The sequence below is a fragment of the Shewanella oneidensis MR-1 genome (assembly GCF_000146165.2).
Lineage (GTDB): Bacteria > Pseudomonadota > Gammaproteobacteria > Enterobacterales > Shewanellaceae > Shewanella > Shewanella oneidensis.
Window position 1 is genome coordinate 788982 of sequence record NC_004347.2, and the last position, 25530, is coordinate 814511.

The following is a 25530-nucleotide window of genomic DNA, read 5'->3' on the forward strand; positions in this document are numbered from 1 at the left end:
TTTTAGCCATGCCATAGCTTGAATGAGAACCCCATGACGGTAGCAGATCACATGGATAATTCAGTTCAAAACGTCGATATCGCCATTGTCGGTGGCGCCATGGCGGGTGCGACCCTCGCGTTAGCTTTGGCTCGTTTGTCTGGTACTGAAAAACCTTTATCTATTGCCTTAATAGAGGCGCATCTTCCCGATCACAATCACCCCGGCTTTGACGCCCGTTCTATTGCCATTGCCCATGGCTCTATCTTCGAGTTATCCCGCTTAGGTTTATGGCCAAAATTGGCGCATTTAGGCACGGCGATCAAAGATATCCATATATCCGATCGCGGTCATTTTGGTATGACGGAACTCAACGCCAGTCAGTTTCATTTAGATGCGCTGGGTCACGTTGTTGAGCTGGAAAGGGTCGGCCAAGTGCTGTTTAGCGAGCTTAACAAAACTCAGGTTAAGCTCTATTGCCCAGCCAAACTGTCAGAGTTAATTCCCGATATCGACAGCCACACGCTGGTGCTGGATTCCGGCGAGCGTATTTGCGCCAAGCTGGTGGTCGCCGCCGATGGCTTGCAGTCTAAGGTGCGCAGCAGTTTTTATCTGCCCATTACCCAAGTGGCGTTTGAGCAAACCGCGATTATCGCTAATCTGCAAACCGATAAGCCGCATCAGCATTGGGCTTATGAACGATTTACTGAAACCGGCCCGCTGGCGTTATTGCCGATGGCTGATAGCCAAGGCCAGCCGCGGTTATCCTTAGTGTGGGCGCTCGATCATCACCGCGCTCAAACGATGCTCAATGCCCCAAAAGCCGAATTTTTAGCTGAGTTGCAGCAAGCCTTTGGTTATCGCGCCGGGCAGTTTATCGATGTCAGCGAGCGCCATGCTTATCCGTTAAACCTGTCCTATATGCCAAGGCCAATTCACCATAGATGTGTGTTTATTGGTAATGCGGCGCAGACACTGCACCCGATTGCAGGGCAGGGATTTAACTTAGGCCTTCGAGATGTGGTGAGCTTGCTTGAAGTGCTCAACACTGCTCGAGAGCAGGGCGAAGATATCGGCTCCGCCGCCGTGACCCATGCTTATCTTCATGTCCGCGAGCACGACAGAAACAGCACTATCCGCAATATTGAATTTTTAGTCCGTGGCTTCTCTAACCAATATTGGCCCTTGGCCCTTGGGCGTAATCTGGGATTACGGCTGTTATCTTGGTTCCCGCCACTGAAAACCCCCGTCGCTCAAAAAGCGATGGGCTGGAAATAATCATTACTGGTATCGCAACGCGAAAAGGATGTACCCATGTTAAGTTCACAAGCCTATGACATTGCCATTGTGGGTGGCGGCATGGTGGGACTCGCCACCGCGATAGGATTGGCGCAGGCTGATCTTAATGTTGTCGTTATCGATGCGGGCCACACAGAGGCCGTGAGCGGCGAGCCAAGGCTTAGGGTCAGCGCGATCAACAAGGCGAGCCAGCGTTTGCTGGAGCATCTTGGCGCTTGGCACTATGTCGATGCCAGCCGCGCGACGCCCTATCAAAAAATGGCGGTATGGGATAAAGACGGCTTTGGCAAAATCGCCTTCGATGCCAGCAGCATCAGTGAACCCAGTCTTGGCGCGATTATCGAAAACGACGCCATCAGCTATGCCCTCGCCAAGCGTGCCAGTGAATTTGACAATATCACCCATATCGAAAACCAACGCTTAGAGCGCATTGCCTTTGGTGAGCGTGAAGCTTGGTTGACCCTAGCTAATAGTGCCGATGCTGAAATAGAAAGTGTGAGCGCCGCACTCGTGATTGCCGCCGATGGCGCCAACTCTTGGGTGCGTGAGCAATGTAAGATCCCGTTAACCTTTTGGGATTATGGCCACCATGCGATCGTGGCGACTATTCGCAGCGAGATGCCGCACCTTGCCACTGCCCGCCAAGTCTTTTTGCAGGACGGCCCGCTGGCCTTCTTACCTTTATATGAAGACAACCTCTGCTCCATCGTCTGGTCGGTGCCGCCCGAGCGCGCCACTGAATTACTGGCAATGGACAAAGTGCAATTTGAGCGCAATCTCACCGCCGCCTTCGATGGTCGCCTCGGCATTTGCAAGCTCGAGAGCGAGCGCCAAGCCTTCCCGCTGCGGATGCGCTACGCCCGTCATTTTGCCCGCCACCGTTTAGTGCTCGCGGGGGACGCTGCCCACACCATTCATCCATTAGCCGGCCAAGGGGTAAACCTTGGCTTCCTCGATGCCGCCAGCATTATCGAAGTTATCAGCGAATTGCAGCAAGCGGGTAAGGATATTGGCGATTATGCCGAGCTGCGCGCGTTAGAGCGTTGGCGCAAGGCCGATGCGATGGAGATGATTGCGGCGATGGAAGGCTTTAAGCGCCTGTTCGAGGGTTCAAACCCAGTTAAAAAGGCGATTCGCGATCTGGGACTCAACCTTGTCGATAATGTCGCTGGGCTGAAAACAGTGTTCATGCAACAGGCCATGGGTAATAAGTCGTCGCTGCCCAAGTTATGTCGCTAGCCTCGGTTGCGCTAATGTGATCAGAATTGCTGCTAATATCAGCATATTGGTGGCAAGCTGCGCAAATCTCGCTTTCGCATGTAAAAAAATTACATGTTGAAGATGAGAAAATCTAATGACACTGGCTTCGGATTAGAAAAATCTCCTGTATACAAATTTGTGACGCAAGGTATAATTTCGCCGCATTTTAGACCCTAGTACTTATACCAATCACGATAAATATCTGATTAATTCAGAGCGAATCAGGCGTTGCAGTAACAGGCGCATTGAGACCGAAAGAATCCCTTTCAAATTGATGCATCGTGGAAGTGAAATGCCGATTAGCCAGATATTTAGCCGGATTTGTATCACCCTACGCTAGGCAGAGACCTGAAGAAGGCCGCAAAAAAGGGATAACAATGGCTAATAAAACTGTTCTTTTTAACAAGCACTTAGAATCAAACGCTAAGATGGTCGACTTCCACGGTTGGGATATGCCCCTCAACTATGGTTCACAAATCGAAGAACACCATGCCGTGCGTCAAGACGCAGGTATGTTCGACGTATCCCACATGACTGTAGTTGATGTGACCGGAACCGACGCTTGTGCATTCCTGCGTAAGTTGCTCGCCAACGATGTGGCCAAACTTAAAGTTCCTGGTAAAGCCTTATACGGCGGCATGTTAGATGACAATGCCGGCATCATCGACGATCTCATCACTTACTACCTCACCGACACTTTCTACCGTGTTGTTGTCAACAGCGCGACCCGCGAAAAAGACTTAGCCTGGATCGCCAAACAATCCCAAGGTTTTGATGTCACAGTGACCGAGCGTCCTGAGCTGGCGATGATCGCCGTTCAAGGTCCTAACGCTAAGGCCAAAGCCGCCGCCGTATTCAGTAGCGAGCAAAATGCCGCCATCGAAGGCATGAAACCCTTCTTCGGTAAGCAAGCGGGTTCACTGTTTATTGCGACCACAGGTTACACAGGTGAAGCGGGCTACGAGATTATCGTGCCAGAAACTGAAGCCGAAGCACTGTGGCAAGCACTGTTAGATCAAGGCGTTAAACCTTGTGGTTTAGGCGCTCGCGATACATTACGTCTCGAAGCTGGTATGAACCTCTACGGCTTAGATATGGATGAAACCATCAACCCACTGGCCGCCAACATGGGCTGGACCATCGCATGGGAGCCCACCGACCGTGACTTTATCGGCCGCAAGGCGCTTGAAGCATTGCGCGATGCGGGAACCGACAAATTAGTCGGTCTAGTGATGGAAGAAAAAGGCGTGTTACGCCATGATATGCCAGTATTTTTCACCGATGCAGCGGGTGTTGAGCAGCAAGGCGTGATCACTAGCGGTACTTTCTCACCCACATTGGGCTATTCTATTGCGATGGCGCGTGTTCCTAGTTCAATTGGGGATACTGCGGAAGTCGAGATGCGTAAAAAGCGCGTGGCTGTTAGAGTAGTAGCGCCAAACTTTGTGCGCAACGGTAAACAAGCATTTTAAAAAAACGGAACAAGGAACAAGAACAATGAGCAATATTCCGACAGAACTGAAATACGCCTCTTCACACGAATGGATCCGCAAGGAAGAAGACGGTAGCTACACTGTGGGTATCACTGAGCACGCTCAAGAGCTGTTAGGTGACATGGTTTTCGTTGAACTGCCAGAAGTGGGTGACACTGTCACGGCGGGCGACGACTGTGCAGTGGCGGAATCAGTGAAAGCGGCTTCTGACATCTACGCGCCAATCTCTGGTGAAGTGATTGCCGTGAACGAAGCACTGGAAGATTCTCCAGAGCTGGTAAACAGCGACGCTTACGGCGAAGGCTGGTTCTTCCGCGTTATGCCTTCTGACGAATCAGAAGTTGACGCACTGCTCGATGCAGAAGGTTACCAAGCTGTTATCGACGAAGAATAATCGTCGACGCTAACGAAGCCCTCAGGGGCTTCGTTTGTTTTAGCGCAAGTTTGACATAACAATAGCCCGTTTATCAGTACCCTACAGTTCTGAGTTACGGCAAATCTGGAACAAGGTTTATCATGACCAAGCAAACCCTCACTCAGTTAGAACAGCACGATTTATTCTTACGTCGCCATATCGGCCCGGATAGCAGCCAACAACAAGAAATGTTGAACTACGTTGGTGCTGAGTCTTTGGACGATCTGACCGCGCAAATCGTGCCTGAGTCGATCCGTTTAAGCCAAGAGTTGAGCATTGGTGATTCCTGCGGCGAAGCCGAAGGCATTGCTTACATTCGTGGTTTAGCCAAGCAAAACCAAGTCTTCAAAAGCTACATTGGTATGGGCTACTACGGTACCCAAGTGCCTAATGTGATTTTACGTAACGTCTTAGAAAATCCAGGTTGGTACACGGCGTACACGCCCTATCAACCAGAGATCGCCCAGGGCCGTTTAGAAGCCATTCTAAACTTCCAACAAGTGTCGATGGATTTAACCGGTTTAGATTTAGCCTCTGCTTCACTGCTGGACGAAGCGACTGCCGCCGCCGAAGCGATGGCGCTGGCTAAGCGTGTGTCTAAAGCCAAAAAAGCGAACATCTTCTTCGTAGCTGATGACGTATTCCCACAAACCTTAGACGTCGTAAAAACGCGCGCTGAGTGTTTTGGTTTTGAAGTCGTGGTAGGTCCTGCATCTGAGGCCGTTAACCATGAGCTGTTTGGTGCCCTGTTCCAATATTCAAACCGTTTCGGTCAGATCACTGACTTCACAGACTTATTCGCCGAATTACGCGCGAAAAACGTGATTGTGACTGTGGCTGCCGACATCATGTCGTTAGTATTACTGAAATCACCTGGCTCAATGGGCGCAGATGTGGTCTTTGGTAGTGCGCAGCGTTTTGGTGTGCCGATGGGCTTTGGTGGTCCACACGCGGCATTCTTCGTGGCCCGTGACGAGCACAAACGCTCTATGCCAGGCCGTATTATCGGTGTGTCAAAGGACACCCGTGGTAACCGCGCCCTGCGTATGGCGATGCAAACCCGCGAGCAGCATATCCGCCGCGAAAAAGCCAACTCAAACATTTGTACCGCGCAAATTCTGTTAGCGAACATGGCGTCTTTCTACGCCGTATTCCACGGCCCACAGGGCCTGAAAACCATCGCATCACGCATCAACCGCTTTGCTGATATCTTAGCCGCTGGCTTACAAGCTAAAGGCGTGAGCTTAGTGAACAATACTTGGTTCGATACCATCAGCATCAAAGGCTTAGACGTTGCAGCAGTCAATGCTCGCGCGCTGGCCGCTGAAATGAACCTGCGTTTCGATGCTGACGGCATCGTCGGCGTGAGCTTAGATGAAACCACAATCCGCACCGATATCGACGCCCTGTTCGAGGTGATTTTAGGTGCTGGCCATGGTTTAGACGTTGCCGCATTAGATGCGCAAATCGTGGCGCAAGGTAGCCAATCGATTCCAGCTTCTTTAGTGCGTGAAGATGCGATTTTAAGCCACCCAACCTTCAATCGCTACCAAAGCGAAACCGAGATGATGCGTTATATCAAGCGTCTCGAAAGCAAAGACTTAGCACTGAACTACTCAATGATTTCATTGGGTTCATGCACCATGAAGTTAAACGCTGCGGTTGAAATGATCCCAGTCAGCTGGCCAGAATTTGCCAACATGCACCCATTCTGCCCGCTAGATCAAGCCAAGGGTTACACTCAACTGATTGAAGAACTGTCTTCATGGTTAGTGAATGTCACCGGTTACGATGCCGTGTGTATCCAACCTAACTCTGGCGCACAGGGTGAATACGCAGGTCTGCTGGCGATTCGTAAGTACCACGAGTCGCGCGGCGAAGCACACAGAAACATCTGCTTAATCCCACAATCTGCCCACGGTACTAACCCAGCATCGGCGCAATTAGCCGGTATGCAAGTCGTGGTAACTGCCTGTGATAAGCAAGGTAACGTCGATTTAGAGGATCTGAAGGCCAAAGCGGCCGAAGTGGCAGAAAACCTGTCATGTATCATGATCACTTACCCATCGACCCACGGTGTGTACGAAGAAACCGTGCGCGAAATCTGCAACATTGTGCATCAGCACGGTGGTCAAGTGTACTTGGACGGCGCCAACATGAACGCCCAAGTTGGCTTAACTTCACCAGGCTTTATCGGTGCCGACGTATCGCACCTTAACCTGCACAAAACCTTCGCGATTCCACACGGCGGCGGTGGTCCAGGTATGGGTCCAATCGGCGTGAAAGCTCACTTAGCGCCGTTCGTCGCTGGTCACGTAGTGGTGAAACCAGGCCGCGAAAGCGATAACAACGGTGCAGTATCGGCCGCGCCATACGGCAGTGCTGGCATTCTGCCAATCAGCTGGATGTACATTAAGTTGCTCGGTTCAAAGGGTCTTAAAAAGTCGACTCAAACCGCGCTGTTAAACGCTAACTACGTGATGAAGAAGCTGTCTGAACACTACCCAGTACTGTTCCGTGGCCGTAACGATCGCGTCGCGCACGAATGTATTATCGACCTGCGCCCAATCAAAGAAGCCTCTGGCGTGACCGAAATGGATATCGCTAAGCGTTTGAACGACTACGGTTTCCACGCGCCAACCATGAGCTTCCCTGTTGCGGGCACGCTGATGATTGAGCCAACTGAATCAGAGTCTAAGGTTGAACTGGACCGCTTTATCGACGCTATGGTGTCAATCCGCGCCGAAATCGCGAAGGTGGAAGCAGGCGAGTGGCCAGCGGACAACAACCCGCTGCACAACGCACCACACACTATGGCCGATATTATGGACAGCGCGTTCGATTCACGCCCATACAGCCGTGAAGTGGCCGTGTTCCCAAGTGCCGCAGTGCGTACTAACAAGTTCTGGCCAACCGTGAACCGTATTGATGATGTTTACGGCGACAGGAATTTGTTCTGTGCGTGTGTGCCGTTATCAGACTACGAGTAGGGGCTGAATAGTACGTTATTCAGGTCTAACGTTTGATGAAAAGCGAACCCTTAGCGGTTCGCTTTTTTATTGCCAGCAATTTGGTTTTTAGTTGTGTTTATCTGAATGGTTTTAGGAGAATTGTTTCTGTCAAATGGTGTGCTGCGAATGGGCTTTATTGTGGCTTCAAGCTAGGGTATTTTCTAATTGCCTGCCGCAGGCTTTAGCACTGTTACACCAGTGACTCGCTGTAAATACGTCCCTGTAAGCTCTACTAAAACATCCCTGTTTTAGAAGGTCACTGGTGCAACAATGCCAGTTCTGGCGTAACCATTGAGTAAGGAGTTATGTCTGTCCTGACTCAATTTTTAAAGTACTAGAGGTGAATCAGCTAAGTATTTCTTATCGATGGTTTTATCTGCAAGAGCCATAAAAGTAGATAAATCTGCAATTTTTTGAGTACCTATTTTAAGTGTTGAAGAATTTGTACAAAATATATCCAAATGATATCTAGGGTGAATATGATTATTTGAATTGACAGGATCGTCGTCAAACCTAAAATAGCCATGTTCTCCTGAAATGAGATAAACAAAGGCATCATAATACTTAATGCATTCTGCTATTTCTAAATTGAAGTTATACGACATTGATAATATGGATTCTTCATGGGAATAATTATTTTCTTTGTAGGTTGTAATTGCGTTTTTCATTATTGATATAAAAATACCACTTACAGATTCTTTTATAATGTCACATGTGAATGATATGTTTTCATCTCCAACTATAACTTGAAATGGATTGGACATTGAAAAATAACCGTCAATTTTCTTTATTAAAAACCTTTTGAAGTTAGTAGAAAATAATGCAATGTCAAAGCCATGTTCGTAACTTTTAATTAAACAATCTGGGCTTGAGTTAATTGCTTCAATTACTACCAATACATTCCATAAGTTATCTATTGGCTCTCTTACAGCAGTAAGGTTTTCGATAAAATATCGAGGAATTTTATTGTAAAAGAATGTATTCATAGTTTTTCAAACCGCTTATACTCAGCATTGAGAACACTGATAAAGTAGTCCTCTTCATACTCAACATCTTCCATAAGTTCGCTCATGCGTTGAATTAACTTTGCTCTCAATCTTGGTGTTGCACTTTTTTCTTCACAGAAGTCTTTCACGAGGTCTTCTATCGATGGAGTTTCATCCCAAACTAGCATTGTATTTTGACTCTCAATTTCCTCATTTGAAGGTATTCGTAAATTCATATAGCCATTGGTTTTCATGCAGTCCATTCCAGCTCTTAAAGCTACCACTAATTCAGCACTAGTCTGCTCACTAACTACTAAGTGGCTTTCTAAGAAAGAACGAGCCATCATCGTATAAAGACCATTCCTGAAATATGTTCCTCTATGCAGATTCATAGCAAAGCAGATAACGAAAGGAAACTCTAAACCTTTTGCATTATTAATATTTGATATAAACATTTTAGAAGAGTCAGTCTTCTTACTCTCATGAGAAATGTTTACTTTCCATTGATAGGCATCACTAACTTTACGAGCTAAACGAGGGATTTCATCATAAATATAGTTAGCTTTATCTAAAAATAGAACAGCAATATCACCTGGAGTTACAGTTTCATACCTAGCAACTATATTTTGTATAACTTCGAAAATGGAGTTTGCTATAGATGCACTGTTTTTTATTACATTAATTGATGTTGATTCAAACTCATTTGGGATATCCTCAAATCTGCGTAATGGGTCTCGACTAACTATTGCCCTACCATTTATTTCCTCATAATTATATCCACAAGCTGCCCATTCATCATCTTTAAGCCATCGTAAGACAGGGTTCTCATATAGTCCCATTCCAAGTGCATGTGAAAGCATAAGATTTTTCGGATCTGTTCGATAGCATTTCTTAAGAAGAAGATCTGCGCGGCTAGCAGATTCATCTATAGGTCTGAAAATATTTTGGAAAACATCACCAGCCACAAATATTTTATTTTTTGTTATTAATTCACAAAGATTTATAAAGCTTTCACCAAAATCTTGGCTTTCATCAATAAAAATATAGTCAAAAATATATTTTTTATCACCATCTTTAGTTCGCTCTGTAATTTGTTTGATTGCTTCTTTACAGAGGTTTTCAAAGGAGCCATTGTGAAATGTCCCAAAAGGGATTTCATATTTATAGCAAATGTAGCGATACATTCCTGAGTAAGGTTTTGGGCCGTTACCCCATGAACTAAAGCAAAAAAGCTTTTTATCCCATTCTATCTGTTTCTCAACTTTCATAAAGTTGAAAAACTCTGGGATGCGATCTTTCATATTTGAAGCTAAAATTTTGTTGAAGCATGTAAAGGCAATTCTTGCTTCCTGTTCATTAGAGTAGAGCTCTTTTATTTTATGTAGCAACAATTCAGTTTTACCAGAACCTGCCAAACCTTGGATTACAAATTTTTTACCTCTTCCCATTTTAAATAAAAAACTGGTTTGGTCAGTATCAAAAAGAACAATTTTAGATTTTATGGTATCTAATAAATTGGTGGCTTCAAGATCGATTTTTGAAACATCATTGATACTTCCAATTACCAATGAAGTAATCAAATCTGATACCCTTTTATCTACTGGGTTAGATATTTTTAAACTTTCTAAATCTAAGCTATTACTTGATTCATCTCTAAATAGATGTTGCCATGCTTTTTTTCTACCAATTTTTTTACGGTAATCAAATTTTTCAGATAAAAATGAAATGTCATCAATAAAATCTTCAATATAGTCTTCAAAGCTATCAATATCATCTGATACGTTCACAAAACATGGGTGTGAACCAGAGGAAAATATTACGAAGGCACTATCATAATCATATTCTAAGTCTTCTTTTGAAAGAGGGCGAGCTAGAACGTATATTTGCTTTTTATTCGTGTCAGCGTAACTTTCAAGTGTATCCTGCAAGTCCGCTGATTCAGCTAGAGCTAAGGATTCTGGGGTAAAAAAACAATACTCAGACATGTTTAGGTTCTCCAACCGATCTATTTTAATTAAATATGTAGATAAAATTATATTTTGTTGTCATATAATATTTCTGTTTCTATATTCTGTCACTATCATTATCACAATTCAATAAATAGAGTATGGTTAAACTATTTCGTTCTCATTATTGCCTCCACTAGGTCTTACTCAAACATCTTTGGGCGACTTGGTAGATGATGGTGTCGACTTGTTGCTGGCTGAGTACTTGGGTTTTGAGTGTTGGAATGGTGCCGACTAATTGTTTGTGGTTCAGGATCGGGAACGGTGGTTTTGATTGGCTTGTGACGTACCAGCCGGGGAATACGAGGGCTGGGGTGGCGGCGACGGGGGAGCCTGTGGCTTTGGTTAACCATTGGCTGACCCGTTCTCTTAACAAGAGTGCCTGACGTTCGGCCTGTTCTATGGGTTTGGTTTCTGTCCACGAGGGGAAGTTTAAGCGCCCGTCTTTGTAAAACTGCTTAAGCAATAGCTCCATCACTCCAAGTGTGACAAACATGCTGGAGAGGATGAGCACTACCGATAAAATATTATTAGTAAAATCTGCCATTTACGTCCTTGCAGTAAAAGCGGTTAGCGTTAATCCCATTAGGTACAAGCATGTACTGATTTAACGGGGTGACAGAGGTGGCTGTTAAGAGGGGTGAGGCAGATAACTGATTTGCTTCTTCATCCCTAAATAGCGTGCTCGATAATCGATGTCGAGTGTGGCTCTGTGTTTTCCCTAAGTGGCACACTTTAACCTGCTCAATACGGTTTAATCAATGCGTTTTATCACAAAAAGTTATTTTAAATAATGACTTGCCACACAGTTGTTTGTGATGAGCTTAAGGGCAAGGGGCAAGGGGGGTGACAATTTATTTAGGCAATTTATTTACTGGGAAGGGCCGGTTCAACAATCGCTGGCGTTGAGTTTTGGTCAATGATTAAACAAGGGCAAATGAGCACCACCGAAAAGATGACACCATGGGAAAAAATTTATTCTTTAGCGGCATCATCGTATCTGAGGGATGCTGCCCCTCAATTTGGAGCAGCAAGCTCTCTGTTTGCTACAGAACCCGTTTGCAGGCTACGGGGCAGATCACTTTCAATCACACACTTTACTTGTTTGATTGCTCTTGTTAACGCAATCTTAGTTTATGCAGAACGCTGGCAAGTAAAATTTTTCATATTATTGACTTATAGTAAATTTTTTGATTCTGTAGGTGTGTTAGCTTCTTGCTGGCTCTAACACTTTAAACGTTTTCATAATATTGTCGCAATCCTCGGCAAACTTGAATGAATAATTAGGCATAAAATTAAACCTTACAGTAATAAAGTAGCCTGGTTCTCTTTCTATACTATATTCAACCATGCTCGAGAACTGAGTGGAAAAAACGACTTTTATTGCAGGCTTACCACCTATTTCTATTCTGGTTGCAACGGCATCTGGGTTCACTGCTTTTATATTTTTTTCTACGTTTTCCAAATTTCCTGGATTTTCTGTAAAATCGCTAACAGAAAAGGACATAAATGGATTCATTGATTCAAAGTCCACCATTCCATGATAGGTGTCGTCATTGTTTCTAATTTTTAGTTGAGACGGATAATTAAAGCTGAAACCTAAATTTTTCCCAACATAGATTTGATCGAGCTCTTTTTTTAATGGTACGGTGTAAAATTGTGCATATTGGTCCTGTTCTTGGCTTTCTGTCGTTTCCGAATTTTCAGCTACATTTTCTTTGAAAGTAGTTGCGTTGACTTCTTTATCATAGTAGGTAATAGCTAAGGTAACAGTCAGAATTGTAATCAAAAATGTTTTTTTCATGATCATTGCTCAGCCTTTTAAATAAATGTTAAATCGGGTTGGAAATACTTAGTAATACTTAAGTTTGCTAAGTAGTTCTTATTATTCGGTTAAAAATTCTGGCTCTATTCTAATCATAGTAGAATGAGTCATTGACCGACAGAGGCTAATATCACCGCCTAAGGCGAGAAGTATAAGGATAACGGGTTAACCAAACAGAGTGGGACTCGATAACTTATATTTGTGGATTATATATTAGGCGGGTGTTGCCACTCTTGCCCTTAAGGTATTTACCTTTATCAGAGCTTGAATGGCAACGTAATATTAATTCTAGCGGCGTTTATTAATCATTTCTTTGAGTTACAATCTAAATTAATGATATTAAAATCTAGACGCTACTATTTAATATTATAATTACATTTTATTTTTAATTAGCATCACTTCCATAATGGTTGCTGCTTGACTTTCATCAATGTTTAAGCATCCATAGGCTTGTTCTAAAACAGCTCTTTCTTCTCGTTCTAAAGTACCATCACTCAATATAATGTCACAAATACAAGCGAATGCTGTATTCTTAAGTTCGTTAGGAATGTACTGACTTGCTTCAGTCATCAGCGCTGGAGAGCCTTTACTTCTCAGAATACCAATCGCCTTATTAAACATTTTTTTGATTTCAGAATCTTTTACTTCAGAGAACATCTTTAATCGTGAAATATAACCAACGATCGCACCCCATTCATCATCATCTATATTCCCATCAGAACCCGCTGCGGCAATACAAATACCGATAAATCCGAACTGAACCGTATCATTTGAGCTGCCTTGCACTTGCGAAAATATTTTGTCAAAAAAACTCATGGTATATCTCCAATAATGTGTTGTTAACTTGGTTGCCATATTTAATGGTAGTGCCCACTGTGTAGTGAAATGAAAAAGTAAATTTTATATCTGTCAATTTAAATAAAGTGTACTATGTTACCTTGCTTAATTTTACTTAATGCTGATCATGTTAGTTTTTTTTGCTGGTAACATTGGTGTTATTAATTTTAAAATCCGGACAGCACTAATGACTCTAAGTATTTTATTACTTTAAGTTAACTACAACTTGAATAACTATTTATACAGAATCAACCAAGTGGTTGCCTAAGTATATGATTATCAGGTCTTTGCTATGCTGTTCCCAAAGCGGTTATTTATCAAAACTTTCCTTTCAAAGCATAAGGACTTTAACTTTCTAGCTGTAATCAACTGAAATATCTATGCTTTTATTATGAAAAAATGGTTTTAGCCATAACCTAATTTTTTGCAAGATAGCATGCTGGAATGAATGTGAAATGTAAGAAAATTCTGAAGTTCGAAATTTTAAAACTACAACTAGCTTGAGATCTCATATCTTAAATTTTTGAGTGATTTTTTATTTCATACTTTCAGTTGAATGCTTTATCGGTCTCATAATCCGGTGGCCGTTACGCCGTGAATCAACAACAGTGATAAAAGGCAATTTCCTCAATACGTTTCATCATTTAAATAACTATTTGTGGTTATCTGGGGGCAGATGGACATGGGGGAGAAACTTGGGGGGACGCAGGGCAAATAACAACGGCCAATCGGATCGGCCGTTGTTATGATCCCGCTATTGCGCTAAGGCTTAACTGCTAGCGGCTTAACTGCTAGCGGCTTAACGGTAAAATGCTTCTACTGTGCCTTTGATCGTTAACAGTAGTGGTTGACCGCGACGGTCTAAAGATTTGCTTGGCACTTTAACCCAGCCTTCGCTGATGCAGTATTCTTCGACATCGAAACGTTCTTTACCGTTTACGCGAATACCTACATCGTGTTCGAAAATCGCAGCCACATGGTGTGGGCTGCGTGGGTTAACCGAAAGACGATCCGGTAATGCGGGTTGTGCAGTTGTGTCAGTCATGGTCGTTATCTGTAGTGAACAAAAAGTGCGTTATTGTAGGCAATACCGCCGCCTTGCTCAAGGATCTCAATCAAGAGTCTGGTTTTATACTGCACCCGCATTGGAAAAGGCTTTTAAAGTGCGGCCATTTTCCCTGCCCATAACCGATCTTAAGTAAGTCTTGGCGAGGATATCGGCATCAATGGTACTAAAACCTGCAAAGTAATCTCGATACGCGGCATATGACTCGGTTAATACTGTAGGGCTGACAATATTGATCCGCTGCTGGGGTAACTCATTGGCGACCGCGGCAACAAAATGTTCAAGTGCGCCGTTGATGGTGGCGGCGCTAACACCATCTTTAACTGGCACGTCGGCGATAATCCCGCTGGTTAAGGTAAAACTGCCGCCCGCATTTAAAAACTGACTGCCAATTTGTACTAACTGGATTTGACCTAGCAATTTACTCTGTATGCCTTTTTGCCAATCGGCTTGGTCGAGTTGTACAAAGGGTTTAAAGGCGACGTCTCCCATTGCTGCGATAATCGCATCTACTTTGCCTAATTGATTAAAGCCTTGTTGAAGTGAGTTGGGATCGCAAATATCCATCAACAGATCGCCACGGGTTCGCCCGACTTGGATCACTTGATGGCCTTCAGCCTTAAGTAATCGCGTCACCGCTTGGCCGATATTGCCTGCTGCACCTACGACGAGTATTTTCATGATTTTCTCCATAATTGAATATAAACACAGCATAGCTCGGCGAAATAAACTGAAAAAGCCCATATAATCACCAGATTGTTTAGAAAATGGATTCAATCAATGAATTTGACTCATCTTCAATCCTTTATGATGGTTGTGAAAATGCAGAGCTTTAGTGCGGCATCGGAGCAGCTTGAAGCCTCTAAGGGATAGGGCGTGTTGACGTTTCGAGATTAAATTTTGTTCGTTCTGGCAAGTTCGTGCTCGCGAAACGAGGAATGATGTGTAGTTATTCTACTCAAATGACGAGCTGCTCTTATGACAGAAAGTAAGAGCAAGGGCTTGCCAGACGAACCCTTCGGGCGGCATTTGGCTGGTTTTTCTGCCGCGTTATCGTCCGTTTATGTAGAATAACTACACTGCACGGACTTTGCCTTGCATAAAAGCCAGCCAAATTGCTGCAAAAATAACCCTGAAACGTCAACACGCCCTAGTGTCTCGCCATGTTAAAGCCTTGGAAGATGAGCTGGGCTGCCAGCTGTTGTATCGCACTACACGGCGAGTCTCGATGACTGAAGCTGGGCAAACCTTATATGTAAAAGCCTGTGAAATCGACAGATTAGCCAGCGAAGCCGAGCGTTTAGTGCAAGATTTAACCGAGGATTATTGTGGCCGTTTAACGTTCACTGCCCCCACTGAGTTGGGTAAAGCCCTATTAGAGCCTTTATTGATCCCGTTGATGGCGCATTTTCCTCAGGTTAGGTTTGAATTTTGTTTTGAGCAAGATATTCAAGATGTTGAATTTGGTCAGTTTGACCTTGCCTTAAGAACCACGCTTAAACATAGCGATAATTTAGTCGCTAAGTATCTCGGGCGAATTTGCCATGTGTTAGTGGCAGCGCCAGCATATTTGCTTTCGGCAGACTTGATAAATCTCCAAGATTTACCACTGTATTCGTTACTTTCAGGCGGCGAAACGCAGTGGACTCTCGAGCATGCCGCTGGGGAGAGTTTAACCCTAGGGTTTGAGCCCGCAATTATTAGCTCTAACTATGCCACCAGTCATCTTTTAGCCTTGAGCGGTCAAGGGATTGCCTGTTTGCCTTATTACTTAGTGCATGAGGATATCGCGCAGCATAAACTGGTGCGGTTACTGCCTGAATGGCAATCATATCCACATGATTTATATATGGTATATGCAAAACAAAGCCATTACTCCAAAAAGCTGCGGCAGTTACAGCAGTTATTGCTGCAATGGTGCGCGGACAACCCCACATTTATCCGTAAATCATAAGGGTTCTAGCACCTAGGCGTGTTGATGTGCTGATGTATTAACGTGTTGAAAAGTGCTGGCAAGCTGATGCTAATAAATCGAGGAGGACGCTTAGTATTGATTATTTTACGTGGTGAAAGTGATGCTCGAGCCGATGTTGAAGATTTTCAAGCTGCGGTTGTTATACCGATAACCACTTATGTAGCTAATTCCTTATGCATCTAGTCACTTATGTATCAATCTTTTTTATCGCTAAGCAGGGCAGAATCTAACCACTATGCATGATGATATTAGTATTCCCTTGCCATCACTTATCCATCGTATCGGCCGCGAGGCGGTAAAGCGGGCGCAGGCAATGGCGCTAAAGCATGGCTGCGAGCTTAAGCGGGTGCGCCGCTCCCGCAATTGGAGCATTACAGGGCAGGCTATCGCTATTCAAAGCTGTTGTGGTGAGTTAAAAGCACAGAGTGATGCCGCCGAATTTGCCTTTATGATCAAAAAGATCGATACCGCCTTGCTGCAACACGCCGATAAGCTTGAACCATTGAGCGCAAAATTAATCCGCCTAATCAACCAAAACCCCGCCATTACCTTAGGCGAGCTCATGCAGCAAACCCAATGCAGCATAACAGAGGCAAGATTGGCCCGCTTTGAGGCCGAACTCTAGCGCTTTGCTTGCGAGAGTGAGTCGCCTTTGATTTGTATCAACACAGGCGCCTGCTAAAGCGGTCACTATATTAGCCAAATTTTATGAATAGCAGCGTGAATCATGACGAATACTAGGGCGTGTTGACGTTTCGAGATTAAATTTTGTTCGTTCTGGCAAGTTCGTGCTCGCGAAACGAGGAATGATGTGTAGTTATTCTACTCAAATGACGAGTGACAAAGAGCAAGGGCTTGCCAGACGAACCCTTCGGGCAGCATTTGGCTGGCTTTTCTGCCGCGTTATCGTCCGTTTATGTAGAATAACTACACAGCACGGACTTTGCCTTGCATAAAAGCCAGCCAAATTGCTGCAAAAATAACCCTGAAACGTCAACACGCCCTAGGCTGATCACCCTCTTAAAAATCTGCATTAGCCTAGGCCTGTGCCTGATTGCGCTAGGTATTTATCTGCATAATTTTAATCAAACCGTCGAAGCTATGGGCGTTAAGGGCATTATTATCAGCGCCTTATGTGTGGCCTTTGGCATGGCGTTATCCCTGCCAACTAAGATGTATTTAACCTTTTTACTGGTTAAGCGCGAGGCGGATAAGCGAGGCAAGGCTGAGCATTAACCCTCGGCTAAACCACAGTGAATGCCGCAATAAATCCTACTTTTTGCTTGCTGCTCACGGCATAAAATCCCGCTGGCGTTTTTTTAACATAATTAATCCAAGACTAACGGGCGAAAAACACCGATAATTCCCCCCAGACGATAGCGCCCAAGGGCAATGCTGTGCGGTAACGGATGCGATTACTGCGTTTGAGCATATTGAGTGGAAAAATTCTAATGGAAATCAAAGTTAATTTTCTCGACAACCTAAGACTCGAAGCCAAGTTTGATGATTTTACGGTAACGGCCGATCAGCCAATCCGTTATAAGGGCGACGGCTCGGCGCCGAGTCCCTTCGATTATTTCTTAGCTTCTTCGGCGCTGTGTGCGGCCTATTTTGTGAAGGTGTATTGTAAATCCCGCGATATTCCGACGGACAATATCCGCCTGTCGCAAAACAATATTGTCGATCCTGAAGATCGCTATAACCAGATTTTCCAGATTAATGTCGAATTGCCGGACGATATTTCGGATAAAGATCGCGAAGGTATTTTGCGTTCCATCGACCGTTGCACCGTAAAAAAAGTGGTGCAAACTGGCCCCGAATTTAGAATCGAGACCGTTGAAAACCTCGATGCCGATGCGAACGCCATGCTTATGGGTCATGCCGCGGGTGAAAGCAGCACCTATATCTTGGGTAAAGATTTACCACTGGAGCAAACCATTGCCAATATGACGGCAATGCTCGCCGATTTGGGGATGAAGATTGAGATCTCCTCATGGCGCAACATTGTGCCCAATGTCTGGTCATTGCATATCCGTGATGCCGCATCGCCCATGTGTTTTACCAATGGTAAAGGCGCGACCAAAGAGAGCGCGCTGTGCTCGGCCCTCGGTGAGTTTATCGAGCGGCTAAACAATAACTTCTTCTATAACGATCAGTTCTTTGGTGTTGAGATCGCCAATAGCGAGTTTGTACATTACCCCAACGAAAAATGGTTTGCCTTAGAAAAGGATGATTCGCTGCCAGTGGGATTGTTAGATGATTATTGCCTCGAGATTTACAATCCCGACGAGGAGCTGTGCGGCTCGCACTTAATCGACACCAACTCGGGGAATCGTGAGCGCGGTATTTGCGCGATTCCTTATACCCGCAAATCCGATGGCGAGACAGTGTACTTTCCATCAAACCTGATTGAAAACTTGTTCTTAAGCAATGGTATGAGCGCGGGCAACAACCTCAAAGAAGCCGAGGTGCAGTGTTTATCTGAGATCTTCGAGCGGGCAGTGAAGCGCCAAATTATCGAGCAAGAAATCGTTCTGCCGGATGTGCCTATGTCGGTATTGGAAAAATACCCAAGCATTCTTGCGGGCATTAAAGGCTTAGAAGAGCAAGACTTCCCCGTGGTGGTGAAAGATGCCTCATTAGGTGGTCAATTCCCAGTGATGTGCGTGACGCTGATGAACCCGAAAACCGGCGGGGTATTTGCCTCCTTCGGCGCTCACCCAAGTTTTGAGGTGGCATTAGAGCGCAGCCTGACCGAACTACTCCAAGGTCGCAGCTTCGAAGGCCTAAACGATGTGCCAAAACCGACCTTTAACAGCATGGCGGTGAGCGAGCCTGAAAACTTTGTCGAGCACTTTATCGACTCAACGGGCGTGATCTCCTGGCGCTTCTTTAGCAGCAAGCATGACTATGAGTTCTGTGAATGGGATTTCTCCGGCACTAACGAAGAAGAAGCGGATCGCCTATTCGGCATTTTAGAAGATCTCGGTAAAGAGGTGTATGTCGCCGAATTGACCCAGTTAGGTGCATCGGCTTGCCGGATTTTAGTGCCTGATTACTCTGAAGTTTATCCAGTAGAAGACTTAATTTGGGATAATACCAACAAGGCACTGGATTACCGTGAAGATATTCTCAATCTGCATTCCTTAAGCACTAAGCAATTGGTTAATCTCGTGAATCGCTTAGAGGAAAGTCAGCTCGATAATTACACCGACATTCGTACCCTGATTGGCATCGTATTTGATGAAAATACCGTATGGGGCAAGTTAACCATTATCGAACTTAAGATTTTGATTTATCTTGCACTTGGTGAACATGAAGAAGCGCTAGAACTGGTCGGTGAATTCCTGCAATTTAACGACAATACCGTGAAGCGCAATCTGTTTTACCAAGCAATGAGCGCGGTACTTGAAGTGACGCTGGATGAAGATCTAGCTCTCGAAGACTTTAGCCATAACTTTACTCGTATGTTTGGTGAGGAAGTGATGGCGCAAGTGGTTGGCAGCGTCACAGGTAAAGTACGCTTTAGCGGCCTAACCAAGACCAGCATGCAACTCGAAGGGATTGAACCGCACTTAAGACTTATCGAAAGCTATAAGAAGCTGCATTCCGCCCGCAAGGCCAACGCGGTTAAGTGCATTACTTTCTAATTTATTGATATATAATTAAAAAGCGAACATTTGTTCGCTTTTTTTATGCTCAATATACCTTGATATAATCTGCCGCTTACGCCGTATTGGCTATTACGCGATTCTTACCATCCCGCTTGGCTTGATATAGCGCGGCATCGGCGCGTTTTAAGGTGTCTTCGTAGGATTTATCGTTTGCCTGAATGGTGGCGACACCAATGCTGACGGTGGCATAGAGTCCTTTTACGGCATGTTTTTGTAATTCTTTGAAGCAACAATCACAGAGAAATTCTGCAAACACAATGGCTTGAGTATATTCAACACCGGGCAAGGCAATCACAAATTCATCGCCACCAAAACGATAGGCGCTGTCGGTTTTTCTAAATTGTTGTTTGCAGGTGTTGGCGACCGTCATGATGATATTGTCACCCGCATGGTGGCCAAGCTGATCGTTGATCAATTTTAGATGATCCAGATCCAGCATTAATATGGAAGCCGGAATATGGTGACGGCAATAGGTATCGAAGAGGTAGTTTAAGTCGCGTTCAAGTCTGTGGCGATTATACAGTCCGGTAAGCTGATCGGTATCGCTTAATTGTCGCAGTTGCACCTCAAGGTCATGTCTTTTGGAGATATTACTGGCAACCCAAAGTACTACGGGTTCGTTATCGACAAGAAAATCCAATGCCTGAATACGCCCCTCAAACCAAATAGGTTCGGTGGGACCTTGATCGGGTAAGCCTTTAACATCCTTATTACTGAGTTCATATTCTTCGATCAGTAAATTACGGCTATTTAATGCTTTTTCAATAATGCTAAGGAAGTAGGCTGCCTTATTTTCACTTAATACATCGCTAATGTATAGGCCGACTAATCCGCTGCCATCGTGGTAATAACGATCATCTTTACCGCCAAAAACGGCAACATAGCGTCCACTTTGGGTGATCACAAAAGCAGGATCCGGCAAGGAGTGAAGTACTAACGCCATTTGTGCAATATTGATCATCAAACTAACTTCCCGTAGTTGAGGGTTTTTAGCGGCAGTGTTGGCTTCCCTTTCCCAATATTGCTGTGACTAATTATGCGAGTGTTATCTGGGCAACGGATGCGGATACTGCGGGGCGACAGAGTAAGTGTATCTGATGTTTGCTAAAAATGGCTTAAATGCGAAGGAGTTTTTCCTATTGAATATCGCCCTCTTGCTGAGGGATGCGGCCTTATCTAAATCGATTTGCTGCTTCCTACGGTGTTATAATCCTAGGGTTAGCTCGAGTGACAGAGTTGATTTCTAAGTTCTTGCTCATCGGTAAAGCCTCGATATCCCTTGATTAATTCTCCTTTGGGATTTAACAGCAGTAAGATTGGCGTCGCGGGAATGCCACCCATCTCCTTTAGTAAAGCAGGCGGAACGCGGTAGGCCTCAAAGGGAAAATTAAGCCTAAACAGGGCGCGTTTTAAGGCCAAATTATCCCCATTGACCCCCAGCGCCACGGGCTGAATCGCTTGATTGCAGCTTTTATGCAGTTGCTTGAGTACGTTTGCCTGCTTAATACACCAAGGACATTCAGGTTCAAAGAACATCAACGCTGTGGATTGTCCTTCTAGATGCGACAGATCTGTGAGCGTTTGGCTTCTCAGTGCTTGAAACTGATAATCGCGGGTGAGCTGCGCCGCCGATAACGGCAGGGCGCAGCACAACAGCAGTAGAAGAATGAGGCGTTGCATTAGAAGCTAAACTTGATGCCAGCGTAGATTTCTCGGCCACGCAGTGGGCCATAGATATAGCCGACGTCGAAGGCACCATCCGCATCAAAAAATAGCGGTGTTTCTTCATCCCCTGCTTGGGTGTAGTCAAACAGATTGCTGACACCTGAGTAGACTGAGAGGGTATCGTTGACTTGATAGCTGACCTTAAGATCGACAGTGACATAAGCGGGTGCGTCGGTGGTCTTTTTCGAGCTTGGGTCCACTTGGCCATTGGCGTCTAAACGGTTATAGCCTTCGTAGCCAAATTCAGCGAGATCGCGGCTACCGATCCACACGAGGTTGGCAAAAATTTCCCAGTCATTCACATCCCAATCCATGCTGAGTGTGACGCGTTTTTCAACTGGCGCAATGGCATAGGAGGATTTGAATACCGAGTCATAATCGAAATGCTCAGCAGTAAGGCTTAGGCTCATATCATCGGTTAAGCGATAACCAACGGCGATATCGCTAGTGATAACCCGCGCTTTTTCATCCAGTTGAGTCAGTAATGGAATTCCATGATCATTGGTGGTTAATGCCGCTAAATGTTCGACTTCGGTCCATGCGATCGAGGCGGTCGAGGTGAGGCGCTCACCTTCGTAACTGAGGGCATAGTTGGCGGAATTGGAGCGTTCTAACTCGTCGATATCAATATCAAAGCCGAGTGAGCCGTCCAAAATGCCGTGGTCGGTTTCAAAGAAGGATAAGGGTGCACGGTAGCCGCGGCCTGCGGATAGGCGCGAGGTCCACTCGTCATTATGGCGTAAGCGAATATCCACCCTTGGGGATAGGATCGATTCATCTAACTCTGTGCCGGGTTTATTGGGATCGGTAAAATCGGCCGTAATGGTATCGTAACGCAGCGCCATAGCGACTTCTAAAGACTCTGTCGCCTGCCAGGTATCCTGCAGATAAATGCCTTTAACATCATAGTCAAAGGAGTCGGAAACATAATCTGGGTTGGCACTGCCAGAGCGGGAATGGGAACGCATTTCTTCGGTGCGTAAGTCGGCGCCGAAGGTGAGTAATTGACTCTCGCTTAGTAAATAGTTGAAGCGAGCATCAAAGAACCACATTTTGTCATCGGCGCTGTAATCGAAGCCTTCATAAAATGAATCTTGTTTATGGTCAGCGTAGCTGGCAGCAAGATGCATGTTCCAATCGTCACTAAATTCCCTGAGCCAGGTTAATGAGGCTTCATTGCGCTCGGTTTTAATCCATTCCGTGGTTTCCCAAGCTTTGCCGGTATAACGTTTACGCACATCACCATCTTCAAAGAGATTTTGTGCCTTACTCGGCTGGCCATCATAACCTGATAACACGTTACCTATGCTGGAGGCAGTGCCATCAGCAAAGGTGCTGCCTAACATAGGGCCACCAAAAATTTCTGATTGGATATTGGCAACGCGTAGCACAAGGTTATCGGCATCGGTCAAATCGTGGGAAACTCGGCCAGTCAAGCTGCGGTTTTCCTGCATTGGCGCTTCATTGACTTGGTTATTGTCCGCATCGACTTGATCTCTATCATCATATTGAGCGACAAGCGTGGCGCGGGTGCGGCCATCTTCGGTGACCCCTTTACCGAGGAAACCCAGTTTACGGTAGCCATTTTCACCGGCGGATATATCCAGTTCAGCGCCGTTTTCCGTAGGTTCATAACTGACGATATTAATGGTGCCACCAATCGCTTCGGGGGCGATTAAGGAGGCGCCAGCCCCACGGGCGACTTCAATCCGCTCAACCCCAGTTGTTGGAATCGCATCGACCGCATAGTAGCCAGAGATCATGGTATGTACGGGCAAACCATCCACCAGAATTGTGGTTTGCTCGCCTTTCATGCCGTTGAGCATAATGCGTTTAACACCACACATTGAGCATTCGTTGGAGACTTTGACACCGGGTGAATTTTCAATCGCTTCAGAGAGATTTACGGCATTTTTGTTTTCAATAATGCTGGCGTCGATAACTTCGGTCTTCATGATAGTGTTAGCTAAGGTTCCCGCTTGCTCTAACCTTTGTCTTACACCAACAACGCTCATGCGTTCGATTTTTTCCAACTCAGGTTTAGTGACTTCTTCTGCGTTGGCCAACTGGGGATGGAGCACTGCGGCTAAAAGGATGGCAAGGTAAGTGGGCTTCACTCTCATTTCTCCGTAAAATAATTTGTGGCAGGATTATATGTAAATGAGAATTGTTATTATTTGATTTTAGTCATGGTTCTAACATCTTTTTAAAAAATGTATTAACCCTCGTTGAAAGCGATAAGCATGTATTAAATGGAGTCGTAAAAATGCAAAATGCGGATGATTTTATTAAGTTTTTAGAACTGGAACAGCATGTGGAAGGAGGATTTTACCGATCCTCCTACCGCTCGGAAACCGCCTTTGACCCCAGTCGACAGCTATGGAGCAGCATTTATTTCTTACTGCGAACAGGCGAAGTGTCGCATTTTCATCGGCTCACGGCGGATGAGATGTGGTATTTCCACGCAGGTCAATCACTGACGATTTACATGATTTCCCCCGAGGGCGAGCTAACAACGGCGCAATTAGGATTGGATTTAGCTGCGGGTGAAAGGCCACAGTTTTTGGTGCCTAAGGGCTGCATTTTTGGTTCGGCGATGAATCAAGATGGATTCTCGCTGGTGGGCTGTATGGTATCACCCGGTTTTACCTTCGATGACTTTGAGTTGTTTAGCCAAGAAGCCCTATTGGCCATGTATCCGCAGCATAAAGCAGTGGTTCAAAAATTGAGTCGGCCAGAAGTTAACTAATCACCAAGTGAGGTGATTCAACGCTATGTGATTCAACGCTATGTGATTCAGAGCTTTGCCCTTATTGGGTTCTGGCTGTTATTTCTACATTGGGTGAATGAAATCAGCCACATGCTTTAGGATAAGAGCATGCGGCTTAGTGAGGATTAAGCGCGAATAATGTGAGTCACTTGCGCCATGGCATCCCGCGCTGATTGGCTGACGCCCGCGAGTTGAAAGAAGCCGTGGATCACCCCTAAATAGCGCCGACAATGGGCATCGACGCCCGCCGCTAACAGATGGCGAAACAGTTGCTCGCCTTCATCAAGCAGAGGATCAAACTCGGCGGTAATAATATGGGTTTCGGGCAGGCCAGCTAAATCGTGGCTGCGTAGTGGGCTGGCTTCGACGTCAGTTCTGGGGTGCCAGTCGAGGTACATATCAAAGCCCGTGAGCAGCGTGTCGCGGGTGATAATGTATTTATCGCCATTGTCGATATAACTCTGGCTCTTGGCGGTCGCATCCAACATCGGGTAAATAAGCACTTGTTTTTTAGGCAACCATTCCCCCTTGGCCTTTAACCGCAGGCAAGTGACTAAGGCTAAATGGCCGCCGGCGCTGTCGCCCATCAAGGTGATATTGGTGTTGTCTCCACCCCATTGGTGGCAATGCTGCTGCACGAGATTGGCGGCGTTGAAGGCATCATCATGGGCGGCGGGGTACACATGCTCTGGAGCGAGACGATAGCTGACTGCGACCACTAATGCGCCGGAATCATTGGCGATTTTACGCAGTTGCTGATTATGGGTGGCGATGCCACCACTGACAAAACAGCCGCCGTGATAGTAAATTACCACGGGTAAATTGTTGTCCGCCGATGGCTTGAACAAGGTTAACTCGATTCCCTCAAGGGATACTGATTTGACCTCAAAAACGGCTTCCGGCTCGCCCGCCAATACCGTGCTTGCGATGTAACCTTGGCGGCGCTCCTCAAGGCTTTGCTCGCGTACTGAAGGGCAACCCGCAGCGATAAACTCGCTCACCAATTGTCTAATTCCATTTTCTAAATAGCGTTCGCTCATGTGCAGTTTCCCTGAGTGTATTGGGCGAGCTGTTATCGCCCCTTGTGGTGGGCAAAGTGTATCGACTCAATCTCGAAAAGGGTAGTGTGTATTGGGTGATTTGCTATTAACTCCATCTATTTCAGTTAATTAGATTTTTTTGTTGAGTTGTCGCAGGTATATTGCGACT

General features: G+C 45.4%; 21 protein-coding genes and 1 pseudogene. 11 read left to right on the plus strand and 11 right to left on the minus strand.

Going from position 1 to position 25530, the window contains the following annotated elements:
- Positions 1 to 33 precede the first annotated feature (33 nt).
- The 5 genes from ubiH (at position 34) to gcvP (ending at position 7436) form a co-directional block, all read left to right on the plus strand.
- On the plus strand, positions 34 to 1257 hold the full coding sequence (gene ubiH / locus SO_RS03665; RefSeq protein ID WP_011071080.1) for a 2-octaprenyl-6-methoxyphenyl hydroxylase: 1224 nt from the start codon (positions 34 to 36) through the stop codon (positions 1255 to 1257).
- Positions 1258 to 1293: 36 nt separating this feature from the next.
- A complete protein-coding gene (locus SO_RS03670) occupies positions 1294 to 2517 on the plus strand; it encodes an FAD-dependent 2-octaprenylphenol hydroxylase (protein ID WP_011071081.1) in 1224 nt (407 codons plus the stop codon).
- Between the two features lie 398 nt (positions 2518 to 2915).
- Complete coding sequence (gcvT, locus tag SO_RS03675; RefSeq protein WP_011071082.1) at positions 2916 to 4010, plus strand: glycine cleavage system aminomethyltransferase GcvT; 1095 nt, start codon at positions 2916 to 2918, stop codon at positions 4008 to 4010.
- A gap of 25 nt (positions 4011 to 4035) precedes the next feature.
- Positions 4036 to 4425, plus strand: a complete 390-nt coding sequence (gene gcvH, locus SO_RS03680) for a glycine cleavage system protein GcvH (protein ID WP_011071083.1) — start codon at positions 4036 to 4038, stop codon at positions 4423 to 4425.
- A gap of 122 nt (positions 4426 to 4547) precedes the next feature.
- Positions 4548 to 7436, plus strand: a complete 2889-nt coding sequence (gene gcvP, locus SO_RS03685) for an aminomethyl-transferring glycine dehydrogenase (RefSeq protein WP_011071084.1) — start codon at positions 4548 to 4550, stop codon at positions 7434 to 7436.
- Positions 7437 to 7783: 347 nt separating this feature from the next.
- On the opposite strand, the gene SO_RS03690 is transcribed toward gcvP, so the two are convergent.
- From SO_RS03690 to SO_RS03700, 3 genes and pseudogenes are all read right to left on the minus strand, one after another.
- Complete coding sequence (locus tag SO_RS03690) at positions 7784 to 8443, minus strand: STM2766 family helicase-associated protein (protein WP_011071085.1); 660 nt, start codon at positions 8441 to 8443, stop codon at positions 7784 to 7786.
- The gene (locus tag SO_RS03695; protein ID WP_011071086.1) at positions 8440 to 10428 is read right to left on the minus strand and encodes an STM2767 family DEAD/DEAH box helicase; all 1989 of its coding nucleotides are present in this window, start codon (positions 10426 to 10428) and stop codon (positions 8440 to 8442) included. The genes SO_RS03690 and SO_RS03695 overlap by 4 nt, the downstream gene beginning before the upstream one ends.
- Before the next feature lie 157 nt (positions 10429 to 10585).
- Positions 10586 to 10903, minus strand: a pseudogene (locus SO_RS03700) (nuclease-related domain-containing protein); the annotation flags it as partial.
- A 483-nt stretch (positions 10904 to 11386) separates the two neighbouring features.
- Here SO_RS03700 and SO_RS23485 point away from each other — a divergent pair.
- Complete coding sequence (locus SO_RS23485) at positions 11387 to 11677, plus strand: hypothetical protein (RefSeq protein ID WP_193378419.1); 291 nt, start codon at positions 11387 to 11389, stop codon at positions 11675 to 11677.
- Here the strand turns inward: SO_RS23485 and SO_RS03710 are convergent.
- From SO_RS03710 to SO_RS03725, 4 genes are all read right to left on the minus strand, one after another.
- Positions 11657 to 12259: a hypothetical protein gene (locus SO_RS03710; protein ID WP_011071087.1), complete on the minus strand. Its 603-nt coding sequence runs from the start codon at positions 12257 to 12259 to the stop codon at positions 11657 to 11659. The two genes, SO_RS23485 and SO_RS03710, sit on opposite strands and share 21 nt — an antisense overlap.
- A gap of 387 nt (positions 12260 to 12646) precedes the next feature.
- Positions 12647 to 13090 carry a tellurite resistance TerB family protein gene (locus SO_RS03715; RefSeq protein ID WP_011071088.1) on the minus strand — a complete coding sequence of 148 codons (444 nt, stop codon included), beginning with the start codon at positions 13088 to 13090 and terminating at the stop codon, positions 12647 to 12649.
- 820 nt (positions 13091 to 13910) lie between these two features.
- Positions 13911 to 14156, minus strand: coding sequence for a DUF3297 family protein (locus SO_RS03720; protein ID WP_011071089.1), 246 nt, complete (start codon positions 14154 to 14156; stop codon positions 13911 to 13913).
- An 84-nt stretch (positions 14157 to 14240) separates the two neighbouring features.
- Positions 14241 to 14858 (minus strand): short chain dehydrogenase, encoded by a 618-nt coding sequence (locus SO_RS03725; protein ID WP_011071090.1) that lies wholly within the window; start codon positions 14856 to 14858, stop codon positions 14241 to 14243.
- Positions 14859 to 15267: 409 nt separating this feature from the next.
- Here SO_RS03725 and SO_RS03735 point away from each other — a divergent pair, with 409 nt between their 5' ends.
- The 4 genes from SO_RS03735 (at position 15268) to SO_RS03750 (ending at position 19802) form a co-directional block, all read left to right on the plus strand.
- The gene (locus tag SO_RS03735; RefSeq protein ID WP_238560546.1) at positions 15268 to 16131 is read left to right on the plus strand and encodes a LysR family transcriptional regulator; all 864 of its coding nucleotides are present in this window, start codon (positions 15268 to 15270) and stop codon (positions 16129 to 16131) included.
- A gap of 256 nt (positions 16132 to 16387) precedes the next feature.
- Positions 16388 to 16777 (plus strand): ribosome recycling factor family protein, encoded by a 390-nt coding sequence (locus tag SO_RS03740; RefSeq protein ID WP_011071091.1) that lies wholly within the window; start codon positions 16388 to 16390, stop codon positions 16775 to 16777.
- A 323-nt stretch (positions 16778 to 17100) separates the two neighbouring features.
- Positions 17101 to 17388, plus strand: a complete 288-nt coding sequence (locus tag SO_RS03745) for a hypothetical protein (RefSeq protein ID WP_164925620.1) — start codon at positions 17101 to 17103, stop codon at positions 17386 to 17388.
- A 215-nt stretch (positions 17389 to 17603) separates the two neighbouring features.
- On the plus strand, positions 17604 to 19802 hold the full coding sequence (locus SO_RS03750; protein ID WP_011071092.1) for an OsmC domain/YcaO domain-containing protein: 2199 nt from the start codon (positions 17604 to 17606) through the stop codon (positions 19800 to 19802).
- A 76-nt stretch (positions 19803 to 19878) separates the two neighbouring features.
- On the opposite strand, the gene pdgB is transcribed toward SO_RS03750, so the two are convergent.
- From pdgB to SO_RS03765, 3 genes are all read right to left on the minus strand, one after another.
- On the minus strand, positions 19879 to 20787 hold the full coding sequence (gene pdgB / locus SO_RS03755) for a diguanylate cyclase PdgB (RefSeq protein ID WP_011071093.1): 909 nt from the start codon (positions 20785 to 20787) through the stop codon (positions 19879 to 19881).
- A gap of 257 nt (positions 20788 to 21044) precedes the next feature.
- The gene (locus SO_RS03760) at positions 21045 to 21506 is read right to left on the minus strand and encodes a TlpA family protein disulfide reductase (protein ID WP_011071094.1); all 462 of its coding nucleotides are present in this window, start codon (positions 21504 to 21506) and stop codon (positions 21045 to 21047) included.
- Positions 21506 to 23674, minus strand: coding sequence for a TonB-dependent receptor plug domain-containing protein (locus tag SO_RS03765; RefSeq protein WP_238560547.1), 2169 nt, complete (start codon positions 23672 to 23674; stop codon positions 21506 to 21508). Before SO_RS03765 ends, SO_RS03760 begins: the two co-directional genes overlap by 1 nt.
- Before the next feature lie 143 nt (positions 23675 to 23817).
- Here SO_RS03765 and SO_RS03770 point away from each other — a divergent pair, with 143 nt between their 5' ends.
- Positions 23818 to 24300: a cupin domain-containing protein gene (locus tag SO_RS03770; RefSeq protein ID WP_011071096.1), complete on the plus strand. Its 483-nt coding sequence runs from the start codon at positions 23818 to 23820 to the stop codon at positions 24298 to 24300.
- Positions 24301 to 24446: 146 nt separating this feature from the next.
- Here the strand turns inward: SO_RS03770 and SO_RS03775 are convergent, their stop codons facing one another.
- The gene (locus tag SO_RS03775) at positions 24447 to 25361 is read right to left on the minus strand and encodes an alpha/beta hydrolase (protein WP_011071097.1); all 915 of its coding nucleotides are present in this window, start codon (positions 25359 to 25361) and stop codon (positions 24447 to 24449) included.
- Between the last annotated feature and the right edge of the window lie 169 nt (positions 25362 to 25530).

Coding starts and splice junctions, on each gene's coding strand:
- ubiH (WP_011071080.1), top strand. CDS start 34: ATGACGGTAGCAGATCACATGGATAATTCAGTTCAAAACGTCGATATC.
- SO_RS03670 (WP_011071081.1), top strand. CDS start 1,294: ATGTTAAGTTCACAAGCCTATGACATTGCCATTGTGGGTGGCGGCATG.
- gcvT (WP_011071082.1), top strand. CDS start 2,916: ATGGCTAATAAAACTGTTCTTTTTAACAAGCACTTAGAATCAAACGCT.
- gcvH (WP_011071083.1), top strand. CDS start 4,036: ATGAGCAATATTCCGACAGAACTGAAATACGCCTCTTCACACGAATGG.
- gcvP (WP_011071084.1), top strand. CDS start 4,548: ATGACCAAGCAAACCCTCACTCAGTTAGAACAGCACGATTTATTCTTA.
- SO_RS03690 (WP_011071085.1), bottom strand. CDS start 8,443: ATGAATACATTCTTTTACAATAAAATTCCTCGATATTTTATCGAAAAC.
- SO_RS03695 (WP_011071086.1), bottom strand. CDS start 10,428: ATGTCTGAGTATTGTTTTTTTACCCCAGAATCCTTAGCTCTAGCTGAA.
- SO_RS23485 (WP_193378419.1), top strand. CDS start 11,387: ATGAGCACCACCGAAAAGATGACACCATGGGAAAAAATTTATTCTTTA.
- SO_RS03710 (WP_011071087.1), bottom strand. CDS start 12,259: ATGATCATGAAAAAAACATTTTTGATTACAATTCTGACTGTTACCTTA.
- SO_RS03715 (WP_011071088.1), bottom strand. CDS start 13,090: ATGAGTTTTTTTGACAAAATATTTTCGCAAGTGCAAGGCAGCTCAAAT.
- SO_RS03720 (WP_011071089.1), bottom strand. CDS start 14,156: ATGACTGACACAACTGCACAACCCGCATTACCGGATCGTCTTTCGGTT.
- SO_RS03725 (WP_011071090.1), bottom strand. CDS start 14,858: ATGAAAATACTCGTCGTAGGTGCAGCAGGCAATATCGGCCAAGCGGTG.
- SO_RS03740 (WP_011071091.1), top strand. CDS start 16,388: ATGCATGATGATATTAGTATTCCCTTGCCATCACTTATCCATCGTATC.
- SO_RS03750 (WP_011071092.1), top strand. CDS start 17,604: ATGGAAATCAAAGTTAATTTTCTCGACAACCTAAGACTCGAAGCCAAG.
- pdgB (WP_011071093.1), bottom strand. CDS start 20,787: ATGATCAATATTGCACAAATGGCGTTAGTACTTCACTCCTTGCCGGAT.
- SO_RS03760 (WP_011071094.1), bottom strand. CDS start 21,506: ATGCAACGCCTCATTCTTCTACTGCTGTTGTGCTGCGCCCTGCCGTTA.
- SO_RS03765 (WP_238560547.1), bottom strand. CDS start 23,674: ATGAGAGTGAAGCCCACTTACCTTGCCATCCTTTTAGCCGCAGTGCTC.
- SO_RS03770 (WP_011071096.1), top strand. CDS start 23,818: ATGCAAAATGCGGATGATTTTATTAAGTTTTTAGAACTGGAACAGCAT.
- SO_RS03775 (WP_011071097.1), bottom strand. CDS start 25,361: ATGAGCGAACGCTATTTAGAAAATGGAATTAGACAATTGGTGAGCGAG.